Origin of the sequence: Novosphingobium lentum NBRC 107847, assembly GCF_001590965.1 — a bacterium.
In the GTDB taxonomy this organism is placed as follows: Bacteria; Pseudomonadota; Alphaproteobacteria; order Sphingomonadales; family Sphingomonadaceae; genus Novosphingobium; species Novosphingobium lentum.
Window position 1 is genome coordinate 21,334 of sequence record NZ_BCTW01000013.1, and the last position, 25,186, is coordinate 46,519.

Here is a 25,186-nt window from a genome sequence, read left to right on the forward strand (position 1 = left end):
GTGACGCGGCAGTATTACTTGCCGATGGCGTCCAGCCGTTCCTGCATCTTGGCCATCTGATCGCGCAGGATGGCCAGTTCGTCTTTCTCGCTGGCCGGCGTCTCCGTACCGTCTGCCGAGGTACCAGGCACGAACGCCGAGGCCGCCTTCTTGAAGATTTCCATGTTGCGCTGGGCGATCTGCGCCAGCGGATTGGCGCCGATGCTTTCCTCGATCGCCTTGCGCATCTTCACCTGGTTTTCGCGGAAGTGATCCATCGACGCTTCGAGATAGCCGGGCAGCAGCGCCTGCATCGAATTGCCGTACATCGAGATCAGCTGGCGCAGGAAGTTGGTGGGCAGGATCTGCTCGCCCGCCGCTTCTTCGTCCATGATGATCTGGGTCAGGATCGAGTGGGTCAGGTCCGCACCCGATTTTGCATCGATCACCTGGAAGTCGACATTGTCGCGAACCATCTGCGCCAGATGCTCCAGCGTGATGTAGCTCGAGGTGTGGGTGTTATACAGCCGTCGATTCGCGTACTTCTTGATGATCACCGAGTCGCCAGCTTTTGCGTTGTTCGCCATGGGGAATTCAGCCTTCCTGCCGAAACCGATCGCGGCTGGCATCACGTAGTATTGGCTAATTTAGCAGATGCAGCATGTGCAGTGCAACAAGTGCTTATGCTAATGCCGCACGGTCGAAGCGACGGCCCAAAAGCGTGAACAGTTCGTACTGCGAAAGGCCGCTGGCCTGCGCTGCAGCGACCGGATCATAATCGAGCGAGAGCCAGTCGCCTTCGCGGCATTCCGGGGCACCGGTCAGGTCGACCACGGTCATGTCCATCGACACCCGCCCGATCACCGGCAGCGCGCGGCCGTGCCAGTGAAAACCGCCCGTGCCCGACCAGCAGCGCAAGTATCCATCAGCGTAGCCCAACGCCACGACCCCCACCCGCATCGGGGAGGGCGCAAGATACGTGGCGTTGTAGCCCACGGCGTCACCTTCTTCCAGCAAGCGTGTCTGCATGATTGCGGCTTCGGGATAGGCAACCTGGCGGATGTGCGCCGCCAGCTCGGGACGCGGGATTCCGCCGTAAAGCGACAGCCCCGGCCGCGTCAGGTCGGCGTGATAGGCTGCGCCGAGCGCAATCCCGGCGCTGTTGGCCAGGCTGTAGCGCCGCGCCGGCACGGCGATGCGAATGGCATCGAACCGCCGCAATTGCTGCGCATTGATCGGCGTGTCCTCATCCGCGCTCGACAGATGGCTCAGGCAGCATTCGATATCGAGCGCGGCGATCGCCGGATCGCCCAGCGCGGACATCGGCAGCCCCAGACGGTTGATCCCGCTATCGACCATCAGATCGCAGACGCCGCCACCCGAGCGCAGCCAGCGCCCCGCCTGATCGAGGCTGTTGAGCACCGGGCGGACGCCGGTGGCGCGGGCAAAGGCGACATCGGCATCGTTCATCGGCCCGTGGAGCACACTGACATGCTGCGCCGCAACCGATTGCATCAACGGCGGCACCTCGTTCCAGTGCGCGACGAAGAAATCGCGGCACCCGCTGTCGCGCAGCACCGGCCCCGCTTCGCGGATGCCGAGTCCGTAGGCGTCGGCCTTGACCGCAGCGCCCGCGCGCGCGGTGCCCGACAGCCGATCTAGCGCGCGCCAGTTATCCGCCAGCGCCGTGCGATCGAGCCGCAGGCGCAGCGCGGACGGTGGCACGGGCGGCGCCGGGTGACTGTCCTCAGCGGGTGGCGGCACTGGCGCGGTCATCGGCATCGAATTCGCCGGCGTAGCTCGATTTCAGGCCCCACAGCGAGACCAGCAACGCGACCGCGACGACCACCCAAGTGTACCACAACCCGGCATAGGGATCGCCCGTCTTGGCCACGATCAGGCTCGAGATCAGCGGCAGGAACCCGCCGAAATAGCCCGTGCCGAGGTGGTAGGGGATCGACATCGAGCTGTAGCGGATGCGCGGCGGGAACATCTCGGTCAGCAGCGCCGCAACCGGGCCGTATGTCGCGCCCGACAGCGCCATGAGCACGAGCAGCCCACTGACGATGACCAGCACGGCACGCAGCGACGGCGTGACTTTGGCCAGGCTGTATCCTGCCCCGGCGAGCACCGATTGCAACTGCTTGCCGCGCGCGGCCTTGTCGGCCCACGGGTACGTGTCGAGCGATACCTGCGTGCCGCCGATCGTCAGCGCCAGCACTGGCGCTGCGGCCAGGTGGTAGTTCACCCCTGCCCCGGTCAGGTCGGCGATCAGCTTGCCGCACCGGGTCTTCTGCTCGGGATCGATCGGGTTATAGTTGCACTGCGGCCCGGCCACCACCACCGGCGCCCGCGCCGCGGCTTCGGACAACCCCGGATTGGCCGCGCCGCCGATCATCCAGAAGATCGGGAACAGCAGCACCAGCGTCAGCACATAGCCGATCACCATCGGCTGCTTGCGCCCGACCCGGTCAGACAGTCGGCCGAAGATCACGAAAAACGCCATGCCGATCGTGGCGGCCACGCCGATGATCAGTTCGGCGGGCGTGTCTTCCATCCGCATCGCTCCCTTGAGGAACGACAGCGCCGAAAACATCGCGGTGTACCAGATCACCGTGAGCCCCGCCGCGACGCCGAACAGCGCGATGAAGATGCGCTTCTTGTTGCCGGGATACGTGAAGCTTTCGACGAACGGATTGCCGGCCAGTTCGCCCTGCTCCTTCATCGCCTGGAACACCGGGCTTTCCGACAGCTTCAACCGCATCCACAGCGACACCGCGAGCAGCGCCAGGCTGAGCACGAACGGCACCCGCCAGCCCCATGCGGCCCAGGTTTCCGCGCTCATCGCCGCCTTGCTCGACAGCACCACGATCAGGCTCAGCACAAAGCCGCCGACCACGCTTGACTGGATGAAGCTGGTGTAGAACCCGCGCCGCGATTCGGGTACATGTTCCGCGACATAGATCGCGGCGCCGCCGTACTCGCCGCCCAGCGCCAGCCCTTGCGCCACGCGCAGCAGGATGATCAGCGCGGGCGCGACCAACCCGATGCTGGCCGCCGACGGCACCAGCCCGACCCCGGCGGTGGCGATACCCATCAGCGTGACGGTGACCAGGAACGTGTACTTGCGCCCCAGCTTGTCCCCCAGATAGCCGAACAGCACCGCGCCCAGCGGGCGGAACCCGAAGCCGACGGCGAACCCGGCCCAGACCAGCAACTGCTGCAGCGTTTCATTGCCGGCGGGGAAAAACGCCTTGCCGATCAGGCCCGACAGCGTGCCGTAGATGAAGAAATCGTACCATTCGAAGATGGTCCCGGCCGACGACGCCGCAATGACCAGCCGGATTTCGGCGGCGTTGGGTTCAGGTATTGCGGCTGCCATGGCGTTTATGCATCCCCTCGCATTTCAGGGGCGCTCTAGCGAAGGCTGACGAGCGGCGAAAGGGTCACGCGCGGATCACGCGGGCAAGACGTCCGTTCAAGGCATGGCTGCCAGCGCGGCATCCCACGCCAGCAAAACGGCGGCATGGCGCGCCGGATAGCCGCGAACCGGTTCGAGGAGCGCGATGCCCGGCCAGTCCGGCGCGTCATCCGATCCATCCAGCCACGCGGCGATGCCATCGCGCGCTGCAGCAAGGTCGGCACGCGATCGACCGGGGGCAGCACGGGCGAACACGAAAGCGGCGGCCTGCCCCACGGCGCAAGCGTGCGGACGCAAGCCGATGCGGGCGACGCACCCTTGCGAATCGAGCGCCAGGCCCATCGCGATGCTGCTGCCGCAACTGCGCGACCTGGCGTCTGCGCGCAGCGGCAGGTCATCCGCCAGCGGAAATCCGGCAAGTCCGGTCGCGGCGGCAAGTATCTCGGGCGTATAGAGCACGCCCGCCCGCGCGGGCGCCATGGCGGGCGTCATGGCGGTCATGGATGCTTCTTCTTTTTGCGCAGCGCGGCGGCGTTTTCGTCTGCCTGCGCACGCCGTTCGTTGATCAGCACCACCACTTCCTCGCTCGCGGCGTTGAGGAACGGATACGTCCGCGCGTGCGAAATCCAGATCGGCCGGCCGTTGACGCCCCAGACGACGTCGTAGCCGAACACCACCACCGAAAACAGCAGCACCACAATCACGAACGTCTTCACCGCGCCGAACCCGAAGCCGAGCAGGCGGTCGATCGGGCCGAGCGTGGAGCTACGGCTGGCATTGCCCGCCGCGCTGGCAACACCTTTGACCACCGCGTAAGGAAGCAGCGTCAGCAGCGCGAAGGCCAACACGCCCGCCCCGGTCTGACTTGGCAATGAGTGCGCCAGAATATCGGTGAGCGGCTCGTGCAGGTAATGCACCGCGAACAGCACGATGCACCACGCGGCCAGCGCCAGCACCTCCTCGACGAAACCGCGAAAGAAGCCGGTGATCGCGCCCAGCGCAACCATCAGGAAGATGACGTAATCGAGGCCGGTCATATCCGGATCGAATTACGGGGCACCCATCACCCGGTCAACGAGATTTGGCAGCAGCCGCATCGGCGAGAACGCAATGCCGCCCACCTGCTCGCCCGCGCCGTCGGGACCATAGGCGCGGGTGAACCCCAGCTTGGCCGCTTCCTTGAGCCGGACCGCGGCATGTGCCACCGGGCGAACCTCTCCCGCGAGCGAGATTTCACCGAACCACGCTGAGTGCGACGCCAGCGGCTTGTCCGCCAGCGCCGAGACCAGCGCGGCGGCAACCGCAAGGTCTGCGGCGGGATCGACCAGCCGATAGCCGCCCGCCACGTTGAGATAGACTTCCGCCGACGAAAAGTTCAGCCCGCAGCGCGATTCCAGCACCGCCAGCAGCATCGCCAGCCGTCCGCTGTCCCAGCCCACCACCGCGCGGCGCGGCGTCGCCCCACTGGCCAGCCGCACGGTCAGTGCCTGGATTTCGACCAGCACCGGCCGCGTGCCCTCCAGCGCCGGAAACACCGCGCTGCCGGGCACGGGCTGGTCACGCCCCGACAGGAACAGCAGCGATGGGTTGGCGACTTCTTCCAGCCCGGCGCCGGCCATGGCGAACACGCCGATCTCGTCCACCGCGCCGAAGCGGTTCTTGAGCGCGCGCAGGATGCGGTACTGGTGGCTGCGCTCCCCTTCGAAGCTCATCACCACATCGACCATGTGTTCCAGCACGCGGGGGCCGGCGATGCTGCCGTCCTTGGTCACGTGGCCGACCAGCACCAGCGCCGCGCCGCTCTGCTTGGCATAGCGGATCAGCTCGAACGCGCAGCCGCGCACCTGGCTGACCGTGCCGGGCGCCCCTTCGATCTGGTCCGAATGCATCGTCTGGATCGAATCGATCACCAGCAGCGCGGGCGCATCCATGTCACCTAGCGTGGTCAGGATATCGCGCACCGAGGTCGCGCTGGCGAGGCGGATCGGAGATTTGCCCAGGCCCAGGCGATCGGCGCGCAGCCGCACCTGCCCGGCCGCTTCCTCACCGCTGATATAGACCACCTGCCCGCCGGCATCGGCGATGCGCGCCGCTGCCTGCAGCAGCAGCGTGGACTTGCCGATCCCGGGATCGCCGCCCATCAGGATCGCCGATCCGGGCACGAGCCCGCCCCCCAGCGCGCGATCGAATTCCGCCAGCCCGGTCGGCCTGCGTTTGGGCAAGGCCATCGGCGAATCGAGCGACACGAAGTTCACCGCGCGCCCGCCGCTCGACAGATCGTGCTTGGATGAGAACACCGTTTCCGGCGCTTCCTCGGCCAGCGTGTTCCATTCGGCGCAATCGGGGCACTGGCCCTGCCACCGGTGGACGACGCTGCCACAGGCCTGACAGACATAGCGACGTTTCGGTTTGGCCATGCGCAGCGACTATATGGAACATAGCACGAACGCAAGTGTGGCCGGGATCACGCCACGGAAAATTCGTAAGGGGCGATCGAGCGCACCCGCTCGTCGAAGCGCAGCACGGCCTCGCGCGGCGGCAGTGCACGCTGGATGCACCCAACGCGGTCGCACCGTGCGCAGCCGGGGCCCACAGCGACGGCAGGGCCGGTCGGCCGTTGCAGACCGGCATGGGCAGCCGCGAGCTCCGCTCCGATCCCCAGCACGACCGCATGGCTCGCCGCCTGCCCGTCGGCTGCGACCCGTGCAACGACGCGCGAAATCGTGTGCCACTCTGTGCCATCCGGCGCCGCGATGGGGGCAACGTGCGTCCGGTCCGGTTCGGCAAAGGCTTGCTGTGCGGGCCAGCGCGGACATTGCCCCGCCTCGCCAGCAAACCCCGCGCCGCTGGCCCCCAGATGGATTTTGGAGCGCTGCCCCGCCCGGTCGGTCCGCACCATGAAGAACGGCAGCCCGGCCCGATCGGGCGCACGCAGCGTGACGAGACGGTGGGCCAGCTGCTCGAAACTGACTCCAAAGCGACGCTGGAGGCCGGCAAGGTCATAGCCGCCCGCCTCGCAATCGGCGAGCAGGCGGCCGTAGGGCATGACCAACGCCGCCGCACAGTATGCGGCAAGATGGCGTCGATAGAGGCGCCATGCCGCGCGATCGGCAAAGTCCACCCCGTTGGCGATTTCGGCGATCGCCTCGCGCTGATCGAGCAGGCCGATCTGCTCGGCCAGCAGGAACTGGCGCGATGCGGGGGTCAACTGGTCCGACAGGTGCAGTTCGCCTGTGGCCGGGTCGAACCGCCGCAGCAGACCGGGCATGCGGTCCGCCGCGACCAGTTTGACGGCGACCTTGTGTTGCCTTGCAAGGTAGTCCGCCAGCACCGGGCTGCCATCCCCGCCGGCAAGGCTAAGGCTGTCGGCCAGTTCCTCGGCCACGCCATCGAGTTCGGGATAATGGCCTTGCCAGCGCTCGATTTCGCTGCGCACCAGATCCAGCGGCGACAGCGTTTCCAAGGCGACCGACGATGCTGGCAACACTGGCGGCGGCGCGGCATCGAACAGCCGGGCAAACGCGCGCGCGGCCTGCGGCGCGGCGGCGATCCATTCCACGATCTCGCCGCGATCGACCCCAAGATCGGCGAAGCGCTGGTCCGACAGGCGTTGCGCCAGCCCCTCCACCCCGCCGTGGTCCTGATCGACGGCCAGGCTGCGCGGATCGAAATCGAAGCGGTCGGCCAAGGCCAGCAGCAGGCGCGCCGTGACCGGGCGCTGGTTGCGTTCCAGCAGGTTGAGATAGCTTGGCGAAATACCCAGCCGCTCGGCCATCGCCGCCTGGGTCAGCGCCTGTTTGCGGCGCAGCCGGCGCAAGGCCGGGCCGGCCAGCAAGGTCATGTCGGTCACGGTGGCTCCTGTGTGGAAATTCACAACGTGACAAAGCTTGTGCACGGGCCATGGTCTATGGCGGGTGAAGCACCCGCAAGCAGAACTACGCAGCCGCAGCGACCTGCGGGCGTACAAGGATCGCGGAAAAGGCATTTTTTAACGCGTTTTGGGCATAAGCACAGCCATGGCAGCCCGCGTCGAACATTTCCTTGGCATCGATCCCAAGATCTATCGTCATTTCGCCGTGGCGACCGTCGCCATTTCGCTGACGATCGCGATGTTCGCCGATGGCGGGAAGCGCGACGTTATCGAAGAGGCGTACCACCAGAACCAGCAGAAGCTGGAAATGAAGCGCGCGCAGGACAAGAAGTTCGGTGCCACGCCGATCGCGGATCATCGCGGCAATGCCCGCGGCGGCGGATGGGGCAGCGAAGGCGGCGGATCGTATGGCCAGCCGATGGACTCCGCCGGATCGGACAGCGGCAGCGCGGCCCGGATTACAGGTGGCGCCCCAGCGCCGGTCATCGCCGAGATCGACCCCCGCCTGCTGGCGACGATGAACCCGACGCAGCGCGCCAGCTATCTGAAGTCGATGGAAGAAGAACGCCGGCGACGCCAGGCACAACCGCCCAGCCAGCCGAGCCAGACCCAGATCGCCGGGCTCATTGCATCCTCGCAAGCCCGTTCGGGTGCCCCGGAATCGGATTGACCGGCCGGGATCAGCTGCCGAAACACTCGCGCGCCAGGAAATTGCGCGTCGCCGTTCCGATCATTGCCGCATGGCCGTAGTTGGGGTGATCGATCAGCAGCATCGCCTGCCCTTCGCCCGATTCCCACGCCGCCACCTGTTCGGCGGTGAAATCGAAATGGAAGAAATGCACCGCACTCGCCTTGCCGTCGCTGGCGCGGGTGCGCTCGACGTCGCCTTCGGGACGTGCGGCGATGCGCCATGACCCCAGCGTGATCGCGATGTGGTCCTCCACCCCGCCGATGCTGCGCAGGAACGCATCGCGGCGCACCGGATCTTCCACTTCGAACAGCACCGTCGCGGTCAGTTCGCTGCCCTTGGGCACCATGGGATCGTAAGCGGCGAGTTCATCGACCAGTTGCGCCTCGCCGCCGCGCTCGATCCGCAACATTTCCTGGATCTGCAGCCACATGCTGTCCCAGCTTTCGAAGATCACCGTGGTGTTCGGGCCCACCGCCAGGCGGGTCAGCGTCTTGCGCAGGATCGCCTCCTGCTTCTTGTCGCTGCGGATCAGTTCGTACTGGTCCAGCGGCAGGATGTCGGTGGCGGTGATGGTGTGCTGGTTGCGGGGCATGTCAGATCCTCAAAGACCGTAGGCCCGGGCAAGGACCTCGATCGGGTGCCCGATGCGTTCGGGCGGGGTGTCGCCGTTGGCTTCCATCACCTGCTTCAGGTGCGGGCCGGCCAGCGGGCATTCGGACACGATCAGGTCGGGCTTGTTCTTGGCGATGGCGCGGGCGGTCGGCTTGCCGATCTTGATCGCGGTGTCGAAATTCTTGGCGAAGATGCCCCACTTGCCGCCGTGGCCCGAACAGCGCTCGGTCAGCATCGGCTTGGCCTCGGGGATCAGCTTGAGCATCTCCATCGCCTTGGGCCCCATGTTCTGCGCGCGGGCGTGGCAGGCGAAATGGACGCCGATGGTGGCAGGCAGGCTGGCGACGGGAGCCAGTCCCACCGCCTTGCCCAAAGCTACGACATATTCCGAAACATCGAACGTATGCTTCGACAACAGCGCAACATTTTCATTGTCCGGCTCGATCAGCGGCCATTCGAACTTGAGCATCAGCGCGCAGCTGGTGGTCAGCGGAACGATGTCCCAGCCTTCAGCAATCAAGGGCGCGAAATAGGCGGAAATACGCTCCGCCGCGTTCGCCACGGCGGCGAGGTCGCCGTTCTCGAACTTGGGCATCGCACAGCAGTCGGGATGCTCGATCCGCACCAGCACGCCGTTGTGCGCCAGCACCTTCATCGCCGCTTCGCCCGGCGTGGCATCGTTGAAGTTGTCGTGGCAGCCGGCGTAAAGCACCACTTTGCGGCCGAAACCGGGCGCATCGGGATTGGGCGCGGGAATGATCGCGGGCGCGCGGTTGACGAGCGAGGTGGCCTCGAACGGCGGCACGTGCGCGCGCGTATCGATACCCAGCGTCATTTCCATCACCGGGCGGGTGAGCGCGTTGCCCGGCTTGGTCGCCCAGTTGGCCAGCCCCGAGGCCATGCTGCCCAGCTTGCCGTTGCGATCCATCTTGGCCAGTTCGCGATCCGCCAGCGAGGTTTCGCCCCTGCGGTTCTCGACCGCGCGATGGCGCAGCATCAGGTGCGGAAAATCGAGATCGAACGTATGCGGCGGCACGTACGGGCACTTCGTCATGAAGCACATGTCGCACAGCGTGCAGGCATCGACGACCGCCTTCAACTGGCCGGTCGACAGGTCGCCCACCTCCTCGTTGGGGCTTTCGTCGATCGCGTCGAACAGCACCGGAAAGCTGTCGCACAAATTGAAGCAGCGGCGGCAGCCGTGGCAGATGTCGAACACCCGCCGCAGTTCCTGCTCGAGCGCCGGCTCATCGTAAAAAGCCTCGTCCCGCCACGCGATCACGTGGCGCGTCGGTGCGTCCAGACTGCCTTCCATGCGAGCCCCTCAACCGTCAAAAAGTTCGTCGTCCTGGAATATCGTCATCCCGGACCCGATCCGGGACCGCTGGCAGATTGACGCATCGTCAGTGTCAACAGGCCACCGGTCCCGGATCAAGTCCGGGACGACGTTATCAAATCAAGATCAAATCATGCGTCGGCGAGCAGCGTGTCCAGCGTCTTCTGAAACTTGCCGGCGTGGCTCTTTTCCGCCTTGGCGAGCGTTTCGAACCAGTCGGCGATCTCGTCGAAACCTTCGTCGCGCGCGGTCTTGGCCATGCCCGGATACATGTCGGTGTATTCGTGCGTCTCGCCGGCGATCGACGCCTTGAGGTTCAGCACGGTGTCACCGATTGGCTCGCCGGTAGCGGGATCGCCGCACGCTTCGAGATATTCGAGATGGCCGTGCGCGTGGCCGGTTTCGCCTTCGGCGGTCGAACGGAACACCGACGCGACGTCGTTATGGCCTTCGATGTCCGCCTTCTGGGCGAAATAGAGGTAACGGCGGTTGGCCTGGCTTTCGCCTGCGAACGCTGCCTTGAGGTTGTCCTGCGTCTGTGAGCCCTTGAGTTCCATCGCACATCGCTCCTTCAGTTTGGAAATGCCCGGCAACCCTGCGCGGATCGCGAGGCGATTGCCATGCGATTTTTTCTTATCCGGTGATCGAGCAAGACGATCAAACTGTCGCGATTAATTCGCAACTGCGATTGAATGTTGCGGGCTTGCGATCAGCCGCCCATCAGCCGTGGGGCATCAGGTGCATGGCTTCCGCACTCAACGCCTCTGCGCCCGTGGCGATCACGGCTTCGGCATCGGGCGCCCAGAACGGGCTGTGCAGCGATGGCATCGGCTTGCCCGATCTGGCGCCTGCGTCCATTTCCGCCTGCGGCACCCCGCCGACCCAGAAGATCAACGAGCGGATCGTGTCGGGCGAGGTCTTGCGGAACAGGCCGAAATCCTCGCCGCCCATCACCGGCGGCACCTTATTCACCCGCGCATCGCCGAACCGGCCGCGGAAGTAGGCGGCCACGTCCTCGGAAAAATCGGGCGTGTTGAACGTGGCGGGGGTGAAATCGTCGGATACGGTGACCACCGGCATGCGATCGTCGGGCATCCCCGCCGCCATCGCCTCGCCCGCCGCGATCCGGCGGATGCCGTCGAGCAGGTGCTTGCGCGATTCATCGGTATAGCTGCGCACGGTCAGCTGCAGCCGCGCATCGTCGGGGATGATGTTGTGCTTGGCCCCGGCGTGGAAACTGCCGACCGTGACCACGGCTGGCTCCAGCGGATTGTTCTCGCGGCTGACCAGCGTCTGCAGCCGCATCACGATCGCACTGGCCAGCACGATCGGGTCCTTGGTCGATTGCGGATAGGCGCCGTGCCCGCCCACGCCCTTCACGTCGATGTCCACGCTATCGACATTGGCGAGCGCAAAGCCCGGCGTGTAGCCGATCCGGCCTGCGGGAAAGCCCGCCGCATCGTGGAACGCCAGCGCGAAGTCCGGCTTGGGAAACCGCGTGAACAGCCCGTCTGCCAGCATCGCCCGCGCGCCCGCGCCGGTCTCCTCGGCCGGTTGCCCGATCATCACCAGCGTTCCCGACCACTGCGCCTTGCGCGCGCCGAGCAGTTTGGCGACCTCCATCCACGCGGTCATGTGCGTGTCGTGCCCGCAAGCGTGCATGATTCCGCTTTCGACCCCGGCGGTGGACGTCCCGCGCTCCTTCGAGGCGAACGCCAGCCCGGTCTGCTCCACCACCGGCAGCGCATCCATGTCGGCGCGGATCAGCACCACCGGACCGGGACCGTTGCGCATCACCGCGACGACGCCGGTGCTGCCCACTTTCTCGGTCACCTCGAACCCGGCCTTGCGCGCGGCATCGGCCATTCTGGCGGCGGACTTGATCTCCTGAAAGCTGAGTTCGGGATGTGCGTGCAGATCGCGATAGGTCGCCATCAGCCCCGGCATATCGGCGTGGATCGCAGCGGCCAGGTCGTCGGCATGGGCGGGGGTGGCCATGGCGGCGCCAGCGAGCAGTGCCGCGGCGAACGTCTGTGAAATCTTGATCATGCCGCCGTGTTTAACCGATGGTCGCGGCAGCGCAATCGCCTGGGCGCTTACTGCACCGACGCAGGCTCGGCGGTTGAGGCGATCCGCACCACCACCGGCTTGGCACTGCCCGATGCGCTGACTGTGACTTCGATCGTAGCATCCAGCGTGCGGATGTTGAGATCGCGCTGCTGACGCGGATCGATGCGCAGGCCGTATTGGCCGGGCCGTACCTGTTCGAAGTAGAACGAACCGTCGGACGTGCTGCGCGTATGCGCGATCACTTTGCCCGCACCATCGAGCAGTTGCAGCGACACGCCGCCCACCGGCTTGTCCGCCCCCAGCCCCGCGAACAGCGCCGTCCCGTCGATTTCGCCCAGCGCGATCATCGCGAAATCGGTGGTGTGGATGCGTCCGGCGCGCGGCACGATGGCGATGCCCTTGGTCACCGGCGCCAGCGTGATGTCGGGCAAGGTATCGGGATCGACCTGCACGCTGGTGCGCTGCCCGTCGCCCAGCCGGGGCAGGAACGCCAGCCCGTGCGCGTCGGTCGTCACATGCTCGGTCGCGGTGCCGAACTCGACCTCGGGCAGCACGACATCGCCGGCATCGTAGCGCCCATCGCCGTTGTTGTCGCGATAGGCGCGGATCGCCATCGCGCCACCGGCCGACAGCCCCGGCGGCGCGAGGAACCAGCGGTCGGTCAGCGGATTGCGCCCGAACCCGAAGCCCAGCCGCAGGGTCAGGCTGTACTGGTTGGGGTGCGTCGAATAGCTGCCGTCGAACGCGAGCGAAAAGCGGTCGAACCGGCGCTGCGCCGAAAGGCCGCCCAGCCACTGCCCGGCGGTGAAATAGCGCGCGGCGGAGAGCTTCACCACGGTGCGATCGTCGATCGACCGGTCGAGCTCGAGCTGCGCCGCATCGAGCCGGGGATGGCGACCGATGGTGTAGTCGAGCGCGGCGCGGTACTGGGTTCGCGATCCCGAAAACGTCGCAAGATCGAACGTGCCGCTGAACCGCGAACTGACGCCGCCGGTGGTCGCGCGCGTGCGGCTGTAATCGAGCGAGTTGGACAGCGTGAACCCCGCCATCGCCGGAAACGACTGGTGCAGCGACACCGTGGTGGCCCGGCGCCCGTCGGCAAAATCGATCTGCCGCGCGACCGCGTAGACCGGGAACACCAGCGGATGGTCGCCACCGCCCAGCTTCAGGCTGCCGTTGATCGAAAGATCGGTCGCGCGGCGCAGCGGGTCGGTCGAGAACGACCGCACTTCGTCGATGAACTGGCCGCGGTATTCGGCATGATTGGCCACGATGTTCACGCCGTGGAAATTGCCGCCGACGCCGGCCTCCAGCGCGCGTCCGTGATCGGCCAGCCCGGCATCGAGCCGCAACGCCATGCCGAGCACACCCGTGCGAACACCCGCCGTCGCCAGCCAGTGCCGGCCGCTCTGGCTGTCATACACCGCGCCGGCCAGGCTGGCGGTGAGACCGGCGGTGACGCCGTACTGGACCTGCCCGACCCCGCGCCACGCGCCGAAATCGGCGCCGGGGATGAATTCGCGCGGGTGGATATCGAACAGGCTGCGGTTGTTCTGCACCGCGCCGAAGGCATAGCTGACGTCACCTTTGGCCAGCCGCCCGTCGCCGACGTTGACCTGCCGCACGGTCTCACGCCGCTGGCCCTGCGGCCCGTACAGCACCAGCCGGAACTGGTTCAGCCCGAACTCGACCGGCACGCGCAGGAAGCGGTACTGCCCGTTGACGGCGGTGCGCGTCGAATCGATCAGCAGGCCGTTGCGGTACAATTCGACCTCGAACCCGTCGGGCAGATCGCCGGTCAGGTCGATCGTGTCGAACACCGATGCGCGATCGAGCGCCGCATTGGTGACCATCGCGCCGCGCCCGGCCGCCGTCGCCAGCCCCATCGGCATCGGCGCGGTCGACACGTCGCCCAGGCCGAACTCGGTCGCGTGCAGGGGGCCGAGCAGCCGCGCATCGGGATCGCGGCGGCCCAGTTCGAGGTTAGCCCCGGTCAGCCCGTCGCGCGACGATCCGCTGGCGAACAGCCGCGCGGTGAGGAACGCCAGATCGCCGCTCATCCTGAGATCGCCCTCGACGCGCGTGCCATAGCGGGTGTCGGAAGCGACGCGGCTTTCGATGTCGGTCAGCGGAATCGCCAGCGCCCGCCACGGCGTGGTCTCGCGCGGCCAGCCCGGCTTCTCGCGCGCGGGCTGGCGGCTGGCGAGCTGTTCGCGGGTATCCTCGCGTTGCAGCCGCTGTTCGTAGGGAAACGGCACCTTGGGCCGCACGATGACCGATTGCGCGCGCAAGCTGACGTCCAGCGCCAGCGGGAACAGATCGGCGAACCGCTCCGCCCGCAAGTAAATCTCGCCGTCGTAGGCGCGCGCATCGGCCGGTCCCAGCGGCAGCGCGCGGCCTTCGACCACCAGCGTGCCGTCGCGCAAGTTCAGCGCGACGGTGTGTTTCGGGTCGACCGCCCAGCCGCTGGCATAGTGCCCGTCGTCGCTCACGCTGATCGCCAGGTCGAGGAACCGCGCGATCGCGCCCAGCGGCAAATACACCGCGCCACGCGCCGAATAGCCGGTCATGGTGTCGGCCATCTCGTGCTTGGGCGTCGCGATCTCGAGGATCAGTTCGTCGTCGTCGGTGAACGTCGGCGGCTCTCCGGCGGTGCGGTTGGTGTGCCCGCCGATCGCAGTGCTGCGCAGCGATGGCGTGGTCGGTGCGGTAACGGACGAAGGCTGCGGAGCAGTCGGCAGCGGCGCCATGACGTCACCCGTCGTCGCATCGACCGGGGCAGCCGCCGCTGCCAGCGATCCACCAAACGCCGGCTTGGGCAGAGGGTCGGCAGCAGGCACATCAGCGTCACGAGCGGCCGGTTCGTCAGCACGTGGTGGCAACCTGGCAACGGCGGGCGGCGGAGGCGGTGCGGCGCTGTCTGGAACCAGCTTTGCGGCAGCGACCAGCTTTGGGGGCGCTGGTGGTTGCCCCCCTGCCCCATCCGGAACTTCGCCGCGAACGGCTTCGTCTGCCGGGCCCGGCTGGCCGAATTTGGGAACCGGCAGCGGCTCGGCGGCCCGCACGACGGCATCTGGCGATGGCTCGGCATCGCCTGCCGTTTCGGGCGGCGCCGAGGGGGAGGCAGCGGCAGCCCCCACCGCTTCGGGTTGGGCAGCGACCGCGTCGTCGCTGGATGTCGTCGAGGAGGGTACGTCCCGGCCGGGGTCAGGCCCGGTGCGATCCGGCGCCTCGGTTGCGAATGCTGTGGCGAACGCAGTTGACGTTGGCGCCGTCGCCGTCGCCGTCGCTGTCGGGTCAGAGCTTGCCGGCACCGTCCCGATTGCCTCCGCGCTGGGAACGGCAACCTGCGGCGATGCAACATCTGTCCCGCCGCGCGATGCTGCTCGCGGCCGTATCGTCGCACTCTTGCGCATCTTCGCAGCCTTGGCTTTCGTCGCCGGCACCACCGCGCGTGCGCGCCTGGTCGACGCTTTCGGGCGGGCGAACGCGGGCTCGGGCGCGGCGACGGCCAGATGCTCGCGCGCAGCATCGTGGTGCCGTGTCGGGTGATCGGAGGACGGGCCGTCCTGCTTGCAGGCCGTTTCGCCGTTGGCCAGCACGGTTGCCGTCAGGACCAACCTGCCGAGACGCCGCTTGCGCCCGGCATGTTGTCCCGCAGATCGTGTCACGGAACGGTGAACTCCTGCCGCGCCAGGATCTTGCCGGGCGCCGCATCGTCATCGGTGTAGGTCACCGTCAGCTTGGCGCCGTGCGCCAGCAGCTGCGGGTCGGTCTTGGCCGCGACCGGGATGTGCACCTTGCGCGCGCCGACTTCGGTGTAGACGCCGATGCCCTTGATCTCCGCCACGGGCGTGCGTTGCCCCTTGGCCGTCACGGACAGGTCACCGAACGCCGATCGCGTGCCGTCGCGCGTGATCACCAGGTCGATCACGCGCGGCGACGCCGTGGGCGCCGATACCGCAAGATCGCGCAAGCCGACCGTCAGCGTCGTTTCGCCGACCCGGACGATCACCGGGATCGATATGCCGAAGCGCGGCACGATGCGCACGCCGATGCCGCCCGGCGACGCGGCGCCAGCAGCACTGTCGATCGTCAGCCCGTCGGTGGCGGGCGGCACCGAGATGATCGAGAAGTGCGAGCGGTATTCGCCCGGCGGCGTATCGGGCGCGGCGTGGGCCATGACCCGCACCGTCTGCGCCTCGTTGCCCGCCAGCGTCACACGGTGCGGCGACCAGCGCAGCAGCGGCCCGGCGGGATGCACCCGCGCGCGCAACGCCGGATCGGTCACCTTGTCGAGCGCGATCAGATCGCCGTCCTCGGTCATCATCAGGTCACCCAGCGTGACTTCATAGTCACCGGACGCTGCCACGCGATTGAACAGGCCGATGCTGCCGATGCGCTGCCGGGGATCGATCACCACGCGCTTGGGGAAGATGTTGACGTCGCCCATCCCGCCGATCGAGCCTTCGGGCGGCTGGACCGGCGCTGCGGCGGGTGTTGCGGTAGCCGTCGCCACGCGCGCCGCTTGGGCGGAAACGCCTGGCGAGGCCGCCACGGCGATGATGCCGGCCAAACCCGCCAACGCTCCGCGCCGCGCCCATCCACCCGCCCGGAAGCGCGCTATGCAATCGAAATCCCTCACTGTGTCCCCCGCGACCCGACGTATTTTTACGTATAGGGAGACCTATGGTGAATCGCGACGAATCTGGCAAATCAAACCTGCAGCCCACCTTGGCAAGCGCGTGCTGCGCTGCCGGTTACTGCAGGATCGTGGTCAGCGTGTAAGTGCCGCTGTACGCGCCCACAGCCTGGTTTCCCGCCACGGTCAGCGTCCCGCCAACGCTGAGCAGGTAGGTCATCGCGGTGCCGTTGTCGGCTTGCTGCTGCAGCGCGCCGGTCAGCAACGTCACCGGCATCGTGCTGGCGCCACTGCTGATGTTGAACGTCGTCGGCCCATAGATCGTGAAGGCGCGGTTCGACGGTGCCACGATCTGGAACGAACCCGGCAACGGTCCGGTGGTGCCTTGGCTGATCGCCTGGTTGCCGGTCACGCCGCCGGTGGTCGTGACGCCGCCCGTCGGGCTCAGCCGCAGCGTGCCGGACGTGGTCGGCCGGGCGATGCTGCCGAAGCGCATGTCGCCAAGGTTGGTCATGCTGACCGGCGCCACCACCTGGGCGATGGCCGAGCCCGAAACCTGGACCGCGTTGCCGCTCCCGGCCACGGCCGGAACTGCGGACAGGCCGAACGCCGCGACGGCCGCGATCGCAAGGATCGTCCGCCTGCGGCGCGTCGTCGTCTGGCGTGCAAGAGCCCCGGCACGCCTCATTGGTACGATACCGTCGCGGTGTAGGTGCCCGAATAGGTGCCCTCAGGCTGGTCGCTTCCGACCGTCAGCGTGCCACCGACGTTGAGCGTGTAGGCACCCGCGGCGAGCGAGGCGCTGGACGGCGCGGTTATGTCGAGCGCCATCGTCGAAGGCGTGGTGCCGCCGGTCGAGACGGTGTTGCCGCTCGACATGAAAATGTCGAATGCGCGCTCCGGGTCGCCGGTTACGGTGAACGCGTCAGCCGCATTGGTGTTGCCCGCCACGGTGGCGACATCGCCGGTGACCGACCCTGAGCCGTTGGGCGAAACAATCACGGTGCCCCCAGTGCCCGACGTGACGGTGCCGAGATTAAGCCCGGCGCCCGCGATGTGCGTGATGCTGATCGGCGCGACGACGGTCGCGTTGGCGCTGCCGCTGGCGGTGTCGGAATTGCCCGATGCCGCATGCGCCGCGTTGGCGCCGAACGGCGCGCCGAGCAGTAACGATAGCCAGATACGCATGATGGCGACTCCAGTCGGCGCACGACCACCCGCCTGTGGTGCAGGCAAGCGGTCGCGCGTGCGACTGAATTACTGGTACGTGACCGTGACGGTGTAGCTGCCCGAATAGCTGCCGGCAGCCTGTGCGGCACCAACCGTCAGCGTGCCGCCGACGTTGAGGGCGTATGTGCCCAGCAGCAGCGCGCCGGTGCTCGGAGCCGAAAGGCTGAACGCCATCGTCGAAGGCAGCGCGCCGCCGGTCGACACGGTGTTGCCGGTCGAGGTCGAGATGTTGAACGCGCGAATCAGGTCGCCGGTCACGGTGAAGGCATCGGCCGAATTGGAATTGCCGGCCACGGTGCCGACGTCGCCGGTAACCGACCCGCCGCCTGCTTGCGATACGACCACGGTGCCGCCGGTTCCGGCGGTCACGGTGCCGAAGTTCAGCGATGCGCCCGCATTGTGCGTGATGCGGATGGGCGAGACGATGATGGCCGTCGCGCTACCCGTGGCATTGGCAGTGTTGCCCGATGCGGCATGGGCGGCAGTCGCGGAGAGAGCGACCATCGCAGCCGAAATAATGATCTTCTTCATCAACACGTTATCCTTCGAATCAAGACCCCCCATGCGATGTTTCGCATGGCCCCGACCTCACAAATGTTTGCGGGTCCTGAAGCGCAGATACGTGCGACTCCTTAAGAAATTCCTGACGCGGTTAAGCATTGCGCTTGACCAGATGCGGGCGGAACGGGCGCCCCGGTCGGGGTCGAATGCGAAGCCGCAATCGATTTGTTTGCAATATCCGTGGTTTATCCACACCATACGGCTTGACATCGGCGGCAAACCGTTAACGGCGAGCTTTGCCGTTAACCGCGCAAAATCAATGGGTTTGTGACACGACGGTCGAACACGTCGCGCTGGATCGGCAACGCGCTGGCGGCGCGGTCTATTCGGACAGGACGCGCGCGCTGATCGAAAGCGGAAACGCCATCGTGGTCCCGTCGCCCTCGCCCGCGATCTCGATCCGTGCACCGAAGTCGATCGACTGGGTACAGGCGGTGCTGGCGCAACCGGTCAGGGTGATCTCGAATGGCTCGCCCGGCTGGACCGCACCGCGCCCGGTCACATCGAACGCCACGATGCGCGCCGTGGCCATTCGCGTCACCACTTGCGGCGCGGTGGTTACCACGATCTGTACGACCACCGATGCCGGCCCGGTCACCCCTGGGGCCCTGGCATGGCGCACCGTGAACCGCGCGGATTGCCAGTCGCGGCGCCCGATCGGGAACAGCCCGATGTCCGTGACCGATCCGGTTGGGTCGAGTGAACGGCTGCCGCTGCCCAGCACCGCGAACTGGCCGAAGCGCAACGACCGGTCGATTTCCACCGAAACCCCAGACTGGATTTGCGACGAGGCGGTGCCGGGCAGCAGCGCTGATGCCACGATAAGCGCCCGACATACGCCCTGGAGGGCGCGGACGGCAGATGACCCGGCACAGGAAGTAAACATCATCTGCATTGCCGCGTGGGGCCTTCGGAATCGTGGTGCGCCCGACGGGATTCGAACCCATGGCCCCCAGATTAGGAATCTGGTGCTCTATCCTGCTGAGCTACGGGCGCCCGCGGCTGCTTTAGGCAGGCAGAGGGGGATTGCGCAAGCGCGAGGGTGGCCAGCGCCCGTCGCCGGGCGTGCCACGGGGCGATCAGTTGGTCTCGCCCGGCGGGGCCAGCGGGAACAGGATCGGCGCGATGTCGATGCCTTCCTCGAACAGCTCGATGGCTTCGTCGGGCGTGGTCTGGCCGTGGATCGCCTCCACTTCGTTTTCACCGTAATGCATAGCGCGCGCCTTTTCGGCGAAGTTGTCCCCCACCCAGCGCGAAGACTTCAGCGCCTCGGCCTGCATCGCCGCCAATGCGCGGAACATGGCTTGCGCTTCGGGCGGCATCGCGCTGGCCAGGACCGGCTGCGATGCCGATGTCGATGCTGGCGCCGGCGCCGGTGCCGGTGCGGACTGTGCGTTGTCGCGATGCGGCGCGATCGCCGGCGACTGGTTGCCTTTGCGGGCCAGGTTGGGCGCCGTCACTGCCTTGACCACGTCCGCCGCGTCGCACACCGGGCACGTCACCAGCCCGCGCTCCTGCTGGCGCGCGAAATCGTCCGTCGAGCCGAACCAGCCCTCGAAGCGATGGCCGCCGCTGCGGCATTCGAGATCGAACACGATCATGTCTGTTGCGATCTAGGGATTTCCCGCTTGTTCGCAAGGCTTGGCAACTGCGCGCGCACTTGGGCCTGCCGTGCGGCATCGATCGTCGCGAAGCCCAAGCCGGGTTCGCTGCCCATGTCGAGCACCACTTCGCCCCACGGGTCGATCACCAGGCTGTGGCCGTACGTCTCGCGCCCGTCGGCATGGTGACCGGTCTGCGCGGCGGCGACCACCCAGGCGCTGGCTTCCACTGCGCGGGCGCGCTGCAGCAAGTGCCAGTGCGCCGTGCCGGTGGGCACGGTGAACGCAGCGGGGATTGCTATGACGTCGCAGCTTTGCCGTCCAAGTTCTTCGAACAAGGCGGGAAACCGGATGTCGTAGCAGATCGTCAGCCCCAGCCGCCCCAGCGGGGTCTGCACGGTGACCACCGCCTCACCCGGCGCATACGCGCTGGATTCGCGCCAGGTTTCGCCGCTGGCGAGATCGACGTCGAACATGTGGATCTTGTCGTAGCGCGCCGCGATGGCGCCGGCCGGGTCGATCAGCAGCGACCGGTTGGCCCAGCGGCCGTCGTCGCGCCGGATCGCCAGCGACCCCAGCGCGACCCACATGCCCGCCGCCGCCGCCGCATCGCGCGCCTTCGCCAGCACGGGATTATCGGCCTCGGGCACGACATGCACTGCAGCGCGGCCGCGATTGCGGTCGATCAGCCCCGACATTTCCGGCGTGAACAGCATCGCCGCGCCCTCGCCCGCCGCGTTGCGGACCGCCTGTACGATGGTCTGCGCGTTGGCGACAGGATCGATCCCGCTGGTCATCTGCAGGATCGCGATCCGTTGCGGATCGCCTGGGGTGGCGGTCATGCCCATATCACCAGCGGGGAGATCACAAGCTGGCAATCACAGGCCGAGCAACGCGTCCAGCTTGCCCGCCCGGTCCAGCGCGGCAAGATCGTCCGATCCGCCGACATGCAGGCCGTCGATGAACACTTGCGGCACGGTGGTGCGGCCGGGCGCGCGATCAAGCATTTCGGCGCGCTTGGGCCCGCCCATGGTGATGTCGTATTCCTCGACCTCCACGCCCTTGCCGCCCAGCAGCGCCTTGGCGCGCATGCAATACGGGCAGCCCCACTTGGTATAGATTTCGACTTTCGCTCCGCTGGCGGGAAGATCGGCCATATGGTTCCTCTTGCAACGACAATCGCCAAATGATCGGCGGGTCTTGAAAACGCCGAAGGCTATCACACATGACGTTTCGTGTCATGCGCCGCTCAGGGCGTGGCACATCGACACCGCCGGGGCGCCGTTGTTTCGGGCTTCGCGCGGGGAAATGCAAATTGCTCAAACACGAGGATATTGCCATGAACCGTTTTGATTTCACCCCCTACCGCCGCACCACCGTGGGCTTCGACCGGCTGTTCGACCTGCTCGAGCGGCAGGCCCGCGCCAACGGCGGCGACAACTATCCGCCGTTCAACATCGAGCGTCGCGGTGAGGATTCGTACCGCATCACGCTGGCGGTCGCCGGCTTCAAGCAGGCCGATCTCGACATCACCGCGCAGCAGAACCTGCTGGTCGTCAAGGGCACGCGGGCCGAGCCCGACAGCAGCGAATTCCTGCACGTCGGCATCGCCAACCGCGGCTTCGAGCGCCGGTTCGAACTCGCCGATTTCGTGCGGGTCAATGCCGCCGACCTGGCCGACGGGCTGCTGACGATCGACCTCGTGCGCGAAGTGCCCGAGGCGATGAAGCCGAAGAAGGTGCTGATCGGCGGGCAGACCCCACTGCAGGTTGTCGAAGGCGACAGCGCAGCGGCCTGAACCGCCAGCGCGAATTGATTGCGCCAAAGTTCGAGGGCGGGCCCTTGCGGGCCCGCCCTCACGCCGTTTCCGGCGTCTCGGTCAAGATACGTTCGTCCGGGTCGCAGAAGACGAACGCACCCTGTCCAAGCCGTGTACCGGCCCGTTACCAGGCTTCGGCAATGTCCATCAGCGCCTCGCGGTCGAGGATCGAGACGCGACCGCCCTTCAACCCGATGACGCCGGTTTCCGCCCAGGCGGACAGCTGCCGGTTGATCTGTTCGCGCGACATGCCAGCAAAGTTGCCCAGTTCGCCCTGGCTCAGCGCGATCTTGAGCTGGCCCTGATCGTTGGCCACGCCTTGCGCGTTGTTTGACGCCATCATCAGCCGCAACAGGAAGCGGGCGAGCCGTGGACCTGACGTATAGGCCCGATCGGCCTCGATCACCGCGTTGTTCTGCCGCAGGCGGCGCGCCATCGCCTTGAGCACGCGCATCGCCAGCCCCTGATGGCGGTGGATGATGTCGGCAAACGACGTGCGCGACAGGCTCAACACCTCCACCGGATCGATGGCGTGGACGCTGGCGGTGCGTTCGCCGCCATCAAGAAACGCGATCTCGCCCAGCACCGAACCCGGCTCGGCATAGTCGAGGATGATTTCGCGACCGTTGGCGGCGATCATGCTGACCCGCGCCAGTCCCGACAGCACGATGAACAGAACATCGCCCTGTTCGCCTTGCGCCATCATTTCCTGGTCGCGCTTGAAGCTGCGCAAGTGTCCGCGCAGGATGATGTCGGAAAGTTCGTCGTGTTCGCAGTCCGCAAAGAGACTTTGCGAGGCCAGCGTCTCTGCAAGTTGCGAGGCGTGCATGGTACCCGTGAGCTCCCTGTTGCAGCGTCCTTAACAAAAGACACAACAATGCCAAGTGATGCTTACCACAGGTGAAGCGTCACGGTCAGCAAGTAACAGGTTTATCGCGGTATTTTTTTATCGCACTGCGGCACAAACGAACAATCGCCAGCGACATCCGAAACTACATGAGGCGCGCCTGCTTGACCGCGGCGGCGATGAATCCGGCAAATAGCGGGTGCGGTTCGAACGGACGGCTCTTCAATTCGGGATGGAACTGGACGCCGATGAACCACGGATGGTCCGGCCGCTCGATGATTTCTGGCAGCAGCCCGTCGGGCGACATGCCGGAAAACACCAGGCCGCCTTTCTCCAGCGGATCGCGATAGGCGGCGTTGACTTCGTAGCGGTGGCGGTGCCGCTCGCTGATCGTGGTCGCGCCATAGATCGTCGAGACGTGGCTGTTGCCGTTCAGCAACGCGTCGTAGGCGCCCAGCCGCATGGTGCCGCCCAGATCGCCGTCTTCGGCGCGCTTTTCCAGGCCTTCTGCGGTCATCCATTCGGTGATGATGCCGACCACCGGTTCGATCGTGGGGCCGAATTCGGTCGAAGACGCATTGGCGATCCCGGCGGTGTTGCGCGCGCCCTCGATGCACGCCATCTGCATGCCGAGGCAGATGCCGAAGAACGGCACACCGCGTTCGCGCGCAAAGCGCACGCTGGCGATCTTGCCTTCCGATCCGCGTTCGCCGAACCCGCCGGGCACGAGGATGCCGTGCATCGGTTCGAGATGCGCGGCGATCTCGTCGTCATCGTCCCGTTCGAACAGTTCGGCGTCGATCCAGCGGATGTTGACCTTGACCCGGTTGGCCATGCCACCGTGAACCAGCGCCTCGTTCAACGACTTGTAGGCATCCTGCAGGCCGACATACTTGCCGACCACGCCGATGGTGACTTCGCCTTCGGGATGCTGGTGGCGATCGACGATGTCGTCCCACCGCGCCAGATCGGGACTGGGCGCGGTCATGCCGAAATGGCGCAGCACTTCGGCATCGAGCCCTTCGGCGTGGTACTGCAGCGGCACCGAATAGATGCTCTTGGCGTCGAGCGCGGGGATCACCGCTTCCTTGCGCACGTTGCAGAACAGCGCGATCTTGGCGCGGTCACTGTCGGGCAGCGGCTTTTCGCAGCGGCACAGCAGGATGTCGGGCTGGATGCCCAAGCCGGTCAGTTCGCGCACCGAGTGCTGGGTGGGCTTGGTCTTCAGCTCCCCCGCCGCCGCGATGTACGGCACCAGCGTGACGTGGACGAACGCCGTCGCTTCCCGGCCCAGTTCGTTGCGCAGCTGGCGGATCGCCTCGACGAACGGCAGGCCCTCGATGTCGCCCACGGTGCCGCCGATCTCGCACAGCACGAAATCGAGGTCGTCGGTCGCGTCCTGCGCGAACGCCTTGATCGCGTCGGTCACGTGCGGGATCACCTGCACCGTGGCGCCAAGATAGTCGCCGCGCCGTTCGCGGGTGATGATGTCGCGATAGACCCGGCCCGAGGTGATGTTGTCAGACTGGCGCGCCGAAACCCCGGTGAACCGTTCGTAGTGGCCCAGATCGAGATCGGTCTCGGCGCCGTCGTCGGTCACATAGACCTCGCCGTGCTGGTACGGGCTCATCGTGCCCGGATCGACGTTGAGATACGGATCGAACTTGCGGATCCGCACGCGATAGCCGCGCGCCTGCAGCAAGGCCGCGAGGCTTGCCGCCATGAGACCTTTGCCGAGCGAGGAGACCACGCCGCCGGTGATGAAAATATACCGCGCCATGGGAGTTGCGCCTTATCGTGTGTTGTCGGGATTGGGCAAGCGATTGCCATGGAATTGTTACGGGCAATCCACAGCCGTGATGGTGGCAGGACGAAGCGGGCCGCGATTGAACGCTGCGTCCCCGTGAAGGCGGGGACCACTTGCCGGTCGAGCGACATCGCCTGAAATCCCCGCTTTCGCCGGGATTCAGTGTGGATCGACGCGCGGTGCGCCGCTTACCTGGTGGTCGAACCCTTCAGCGGGTCGGTCGCCGGGGCGGGAGCCTTGGCCGGAGCGCCAGTTCCCGAAGCAGGAGTGCCCGGCGCGGCCTGGGCCGGCGCCAGCGGATCGGCGGCAGGCGGCGCAACCGGTGCCGGTGCGGTGCGCTGCAGCGAGGTATCGATCTTGCGTCCGCCGGTCTGGCCCACCGCAACGGCGGCCAGCGCGATGCTCAGCACCACGAACAGTGTCGCCAGGATGGTGGTGGCGCGGGTCAGGAAATCGGCCGCGCCGCGCGCCGACATCAGCCCGCTGGGGCTGCCGCCAACGCCCAGGCCGCCGCCTTCGGACTTCTGCATCAGGATAACGCCGACCAGCAGCGCTGCAACCAGCGCCTGCACGACGGTGAGGAAAATGAAGAACGACATGAGACGAAAAAGCCCGAAAAAAGTATCAGAAACGGTTGGCGCGCATGTAGGAGGCTAACGCCCCTTGCGCAAGCGTTGGCCGATGTGTCCTGCCGCGCCA

General features: G+C 66.6%; 25 protein-coding genes and 1 tRNA gene. 2 read left to right on the top strand and 24 right to left on the bottom strand.

The features are described 5' to 3' along the window. Positions 1-14 precede the first annotated feature (14 nt). The 7 genes from phaR to NL2_RS12685 form a co-directional block, all read right to left on the bottom strand. Entirely contained in the window at positions 15-566 is a 552-nt protein-coding gene (gene phaR / locus NL2_RS12655; RefSeq protein ID WP_068075992.1) for a polyhydroxyalkanoate synthesis repressor PhaR, read from the bottom strand. Positions 567-660: 94 nt separating this feature from the next. After that, positions 661-1,755 carry an alanine racemase gene (locus NL2_RS12660; protein ID WP_068075994.1) on the bottom strand — a complete coding sequence of 365 codons (1,095 nt, stop codon included), beginning with the start codon at positions 1,753-1,755 and terminating at the stop codon, positions 661-663. Next, positions 1,727-3,361, bottom strand: a complete 1,635-nt coding sequence (locus NL2_RS12665) for an MFS transporter (protein WP_068075805.1) — start codon at positions 3,359-3,361, stop codon at positions 1,727-1,729. Before NL2_RS12665 ends, NL2_RS12660 begins: the two co-directional genes overlap by 29 nt. A gap of 96 nt (positions 3,362-3,457) precedes the next feature. Continuing rightward, a complete protein-coding gene (locus NL2_RS12670) occupies positions 3,458-3,901 on the bottom strand; it encodes an iron-sulfur cluster assembly scaffold protein (RefSeq protein WP_245647678.1) in 444 nt (147 codons plus the stop codon). Next, entirely contained in the window at positions 3,898-4,437 is a 540-nt protein-coding gene (locus tag NL2_RS12675) for a CvpA family protein (protein WP_068075807.1), read from the bottom strand. The genes NL2_RS12670 and NL2_RS12675 overlap by 4 nt, the downstream gene beginning before the upstream one ends. Positions 4,438-4,449: 12 nt before the next feature. Continuing rightward, positions 4,450-5,817: a DNA repair protein RadA gene (gene radA, locus NL2_RS12680; RefSeq protein ID WP_068075809.1), complete on the bottom strand. Its 1,368-nt coding sequence runs from the start codon at positions 5,815-5,817 to the stop codon at positions 4,450-4,452. A gap of 47 nt (positions 5,818-5,864) precedes the next feature. Then, the gene (locus tag NL2_RS12685; protein ID WP_245647684.1) at positions 5,865-7,241 is read right to left on the bottom strand and encodes a helix-turn-helix domain-containing protein; all 1,377 of its coding nucleotides are present in this window, start codon (positions 7,239-7,241) and stop codon (positions 5,865-5,867) included. Positions 7,242-7,416: 175 nt separating this feature from the next. Between NL2_RS12685 and NL2_RS12690 the strand changes: the two genes are divergently transcribed. Continuing rightward, positions 7,417-7,941: a hypothetical protein gene (locus tag NL2_RS12690; protein ID WP_068075813.1), complete on the top strand. Its 525-nt coding sequence runs from the start codon at positions 7,417-7,419 to the stop codon at positions 7,939-7,941. A 10-nt stretch (positions 7,942-7,951) separates the two neighbouring features. Here the strand turns inward: NL2_RS12690 and NL2_RS12695 are convergent, their stop codons facing one another. The 14 genes from NL2_RS12695 to grxC all read right to left on the bottom strand — a co-directional run bounded on the left by NL2_RS12695 (position 7,952) and on the right by grxC (position 21,171). After that, positions 7,952-8,554 carry a DUF3501 family protein gene (locus NL2_RS12695; protein WP_068075815.1) on the bottom strand — a complete coding sequence of 201 codons (603 nt, stop codon included), beginning with the start codon at positions 8,552-8,554 and terminating at the stop codon, positions 7,952-7,954. 9 nt (positions 8,555-8,563) lie between these two features. Continuing rightward, positions 8,564-9,889 (bottom strand): heterodisulfide reductase-related iron-sulfur binding cluster, encoded by a 1,326-nt coding sequence (locus NL2_RS12700; protein WP_068075818.1) that lies wholly within the window; start codon positions 9,887-9,889, stop codon positions 8,564-8,566. Positions 9,890-10,041: 152 nt separating this feature from the next. Next, a complete protein-coding gene (locus tag NL2_RS12705) occupies positions 10,042-10,467 on the bottom strand; it encodes a rubrerythrin family protein (RefSeq protein WP_068075819.1) in 426 nt (141 codons plus the stop codon). A 163-nt stretch (positions 10,468-10,630) separates the two neighbouring features. Further along, a complete protein-coding gene (locus NL2_RS12710; RefSeq protein ID WP_068075822.1) occupies positions 10,631-11,959 on the bottom strand; it encodes an amidohydrolase in 1,329 nt (442 codons plus the stop codon). Between the two features lie 47 nt (positions 11,960-12,006). Then, a complete protein-coding gene (locus NL2_RS12715) occupies positions 12,007-14,820 on the bottom strand; it encodes a carboxypeptidase-like regulatory domain-containing protein (protein ID WP_157083158.1) in 2,814 nt (937 codons plus the stop codon). A gap of 827 nt (positions 14,821-15,647) precedes the next feature. Then, complete coding sequence (locus NL2_RS12720) at positions 15,648-16,565, bottom strand: fimbrial biogenesis chaperone (RefSeq protein ID WP_157083159.1); 918 nt, start codon at positions 16,563-16,565, stop codon at positions 15,648-15,650. A gap of 175 nt (positions 16,566-16,740) precedes the next feature. Next, positions 16,741-17,310, bottom strand: coding sequence for a DUF4402 domain-containing protein (locus tag NL2_RS12725; protein WP_068075828.1), 570 nt, complete (start codon positions 17,308-17,310; stop codon positions 16,741-16,743). Next, complete coding sequence (locus NL2_RS12730; RefSeq protein WP_068075829.1) at positions 17,307-17,810, bottom strand: DUF4402 domain-containing protein; 504 nt, start codon at positions 17,808-17,810, stop codon at positions 17,307-17,309. Before NL2_RS12730 ends, NL2_RS12725 begins: the two co-directional genes overlap by 4 nt. 69 nt (positions 17,811-17,879) lie before the next feature. After that, complete coding sequence (locus tag NL2_RS12735; protein ID WP_068075831.1) at positions 17,880-18,383, bottom strand: DUF4402 domain-containing protein; 504 nt, start codon at positions 18,381-18,383, stop codon at positions 17,880-17,882. 352 nt (positions 18,384-18,735) lie between these two features. Next, positions 18,736-19,233: a DUF4402 domain-containing protein gene (locus NL2_RS12740; RefSeq protein ID WP_068075834.1), complete on the bottom strand. Its 498-nt coding sequence runs from the start codon at positions 19,231-19,233 to the stop codon at positions 18,736-18,738. Between the two features lie 99 nt (positions 19,234-19,332). After that, positions 19,333-19,409, bottom strand: a tRNA-Arg gene (locus NL2_RS12745). Between the two features lie 83 nt (positions 19,410-19,492). Further along, entirely contained in the window at positions 19,493-20,014 is a 522-nt protein-coding gene (locus NL2_RS12750; RefSeq protein ID WP_068075836.1) for a DUF1178 family protein, read from the bottom strand. After that, positions 20,011-20,856, bottom strand: a complete 846-nt coding sequence (locus NL2_RS12755) for a carbon-nitrogen hydrolase family protein (RefSeq protein ID WP_068075997.1) — start codon at positions 20,854-20,856, stop codon at positions 20,011-20,013. Before NL2_RS12755 ends, NL2_RS12750 begins: the two co-directional genes overlap by 4 nt. Before the next feature lie 36 nt (positions 20,857-20,892). Further along, a complete protein-coding gene (gene grxC / locus NL2_RS12760) occupies positions 20,893-21,171 on the bottom strand; it encodes a glutaredoxin 3 (protein WP_068075839.1) in 279 nt (92 codons plus the stop codon). A gap of 182 nt (positions 21,172-21,353) precedes the next feature. Here grxC and NL2_RS12765 point away from each other — a divergent pair, with 182 nt between their 5' ends. Further along, complete coding sequence (locus NL2_RS12765; RefSeq protein ID WP_068075841.1) at positions 21,354-21,812, top strand: Hsp20 family protein; 459 nt, start codon at positions 21,354-21,356, stop codon at positions 21,810-21,812. Positions 21,813-21,957: 145 nt separating this feature from the next. Here the strand turns inward: NL2_RS12765 and NL2_RS12770 are convergent, their stop codons facing one another. From NL2_RS12770 to secG, 3 genes are all read right to left on the bottom strand, one after another. Then, positions 21,958-22,662 (bottom strand): Crp/Fnr family transcriptional regulator, encoded by a 705-nt coding sequence (locus NL2_RS12770; protein WP_068075843.1) that lies wholly within the window; start codon positions 22,660-22,662, stop codon positions 21,958-21,960. Positions 22,663-22,825: 163 nt separating this feature from the next. Further along, positions 22,826-24,460 carry a CTP synthase gene (gene pyrG, locus NL2_RS12775; protein WP_068075845.1) on the bottom strand — a complete coding sequence of 545 codons (1,635 nt, stop codon included), beginning with the start codon at positions 24,458-24,460 and terminating at the stop codon, positions 22,826-22,828. Positions 24,461-24,675: 215 nt separating this feature from the next. Further along, positions 24,676-25,086, bottom strand: coding sequence for a preprotein translocase subunit SecG (secG, locus tag NL2_RS12780; protein WP_068075847.1), 411 nt, complete (start codon positions 25,084-25,086; stop codon positions 24,676-24,678). Positions 25,087-25,186 lie beyond the last annotated feature (100 nt).

What these genes read in the sequence shown, in the direction of transcription:
- phaR (WP_068075992.1), bottom strand. Translation starts at nt 566, where the DNA reads ATGGCGAACAACGCAAAAGCTGGCGACTCGGTGATCATCAAGAAGTAC.
- NL2_RS12670 (WP_245647678.1), bottom strand. Translation starts at nt 3,901, where the DNA reads ATGACCGCCATGACGCCCGCCATGGCGCCCGCGCGGGCGGGCGTGCTC.
- NL2_RS12660 (WP_068075994.1), bottom strand. Translation starts at nt 1,755, where the DNA reads ATGACCGCGCCAGTGCCGCCACCCGCTGAGGACAGTCACCCGGCGCCG.
- NL2_RS12750 (WP_068075836.1), bottom strand. Translation starts at nt 20,014, where the DNA reads ATGATCGTGTTCGATCTCGAATGCCGCAGCGGCGGCCATCGCTTCGAG.
- NL2_RS12735 (WP_068075831.1), bottom strand. Translation starts at nt 18,383, where the DNA reads ATGAAGAAGATCATTATTTCGGCTGCGATGGTCGCTCTCTCCGCGACT.
- NL2_RS12695 (WP_068075815.1), bottom strand. Translation starts at nt 8,554, where the DNA reads ATGCCCCGCAACCAGCACACCATCACCGCCACCGACATCCTGCCGCTG.
- NL2_RS12710 (WP_068075822.1), bottom strand. Translation starts at nt 11,959, where the DNA reads ATGATCAAGATTTCACAGACGTTCGCCGCGGCACTGCTCGCTGGCGCC.
- NL2_RS12765 (WP_068075841.1), top strand. Translation starts at nt 21,354, where the DNA reads ATGAACCGTTTTGATTTCACCCCCTACCGCCGCACCACCGTGGGCTTC.
- NL2_RS12690 (WP_068075813.1), top strand. Translation starts at nt 7,417, where the DNA reads ATGGCAGCCCGCGTCGAACATTTCCTTGGCATCGATCCCAAGATCTAT.
- secG (WP_068075847.1), bottom strand. Translation starts at nt 25,086, where the DNA reads ATGTCGTTCTTCATTTTCCTCACCGTCGTGCAGGCGCTGGTTGCAGCG.
- NL2_RS12770 (WP_068075843.1), bottom strand. Translation starts at nt 22,662, where the DNA reads ATGCACGCCTCGCAACTTGCAGAGACGCTGGCCTCGCAAAGTCTCTTT.
- NL2_RS12700 (WP_068075818.1), bottom strand. Translation starts at nt 9,889, where the DNA reads ATGGAAGGCAGTCTGGACGCACCGACGCGCCACGTGATCGCGTGGCGG.
- NL2_RS12665 (WP_068075805.1), bottom strand. Translation starts at nt 3,361, where the DNA reads ATGGCAGCCGCAATACCTGAACCCAACGCCGCCGAAATCCGGCTGGTC.
- pyrG (WP_068075845.1), bottom strand. Translation starts at nt 24,460, where the DNA reads ATGGCGCGGTATATTTTCATCACCGGCGGCGTGGTCTCCTCGCTCGGC.
- radA (WP_068075809.1), bottom strand. Translation starts at nt 5,817, where the DNA reads ATGGCCAAACCGAAACGTCGCTATGTCTGTCAGGCCTGTGGCAGCGTC.
- NL2_RS12730 (WP_068075829.1), bottom strand. Translation starts at nt 17,810, where the DNA reads ATGCGTATCTGGCTATCGTTACTGCTCGGCGCGCCGTTCGGCGCCAAC.
- NL2_RS12755 (WP_068075997.1), bottom strand. Translation starts at nt 20,856, where the DNA reads ATGACCGCCACCCCAGGCGATCCGCAACGGATCGCGATCCTGCAGATG.
- NL2_RS12685 (WP_245647684.1), bottom strand. Translation starts at nt 7,241, where the DNA reads ATGACCTTGCTGGCCGGCCCGGCCTTGCGCCGGCTGCGCCGCAAACAG.
- NL2_RS12705 (WP_068075819.1), bottom strand. Translation starts at nt 10,467, where the DNA reads ATGGAACTCAAGGGCTCACAGACGCAGGACAACCTCAAGGCAGCGTTC.
- grxC (WP_068075839.1), bottom strand. Translation starts at nt 21,171, where the DNA reads ATGGCCGATCTTCCCGCCAGCGGAGCGAAAGTCGAAATCTATACCAAG.
- NL2_RS12725 (WP_068075828.1), bottom strand. Translation starts at nt 17,310, where the DNA reads ATGAGGCGTGCCGGGGCTCTTGCACGCCAGACGACGACGCGCCGCAGG.
- NL2_RS12675 (WP_068075807.1), bottom strand. Translation starts at nt 4,437, where the DNA reads ATGACCGGCCTCGATTACGTCATCTTCCTGATGGTTGCGCTGGGCGCG.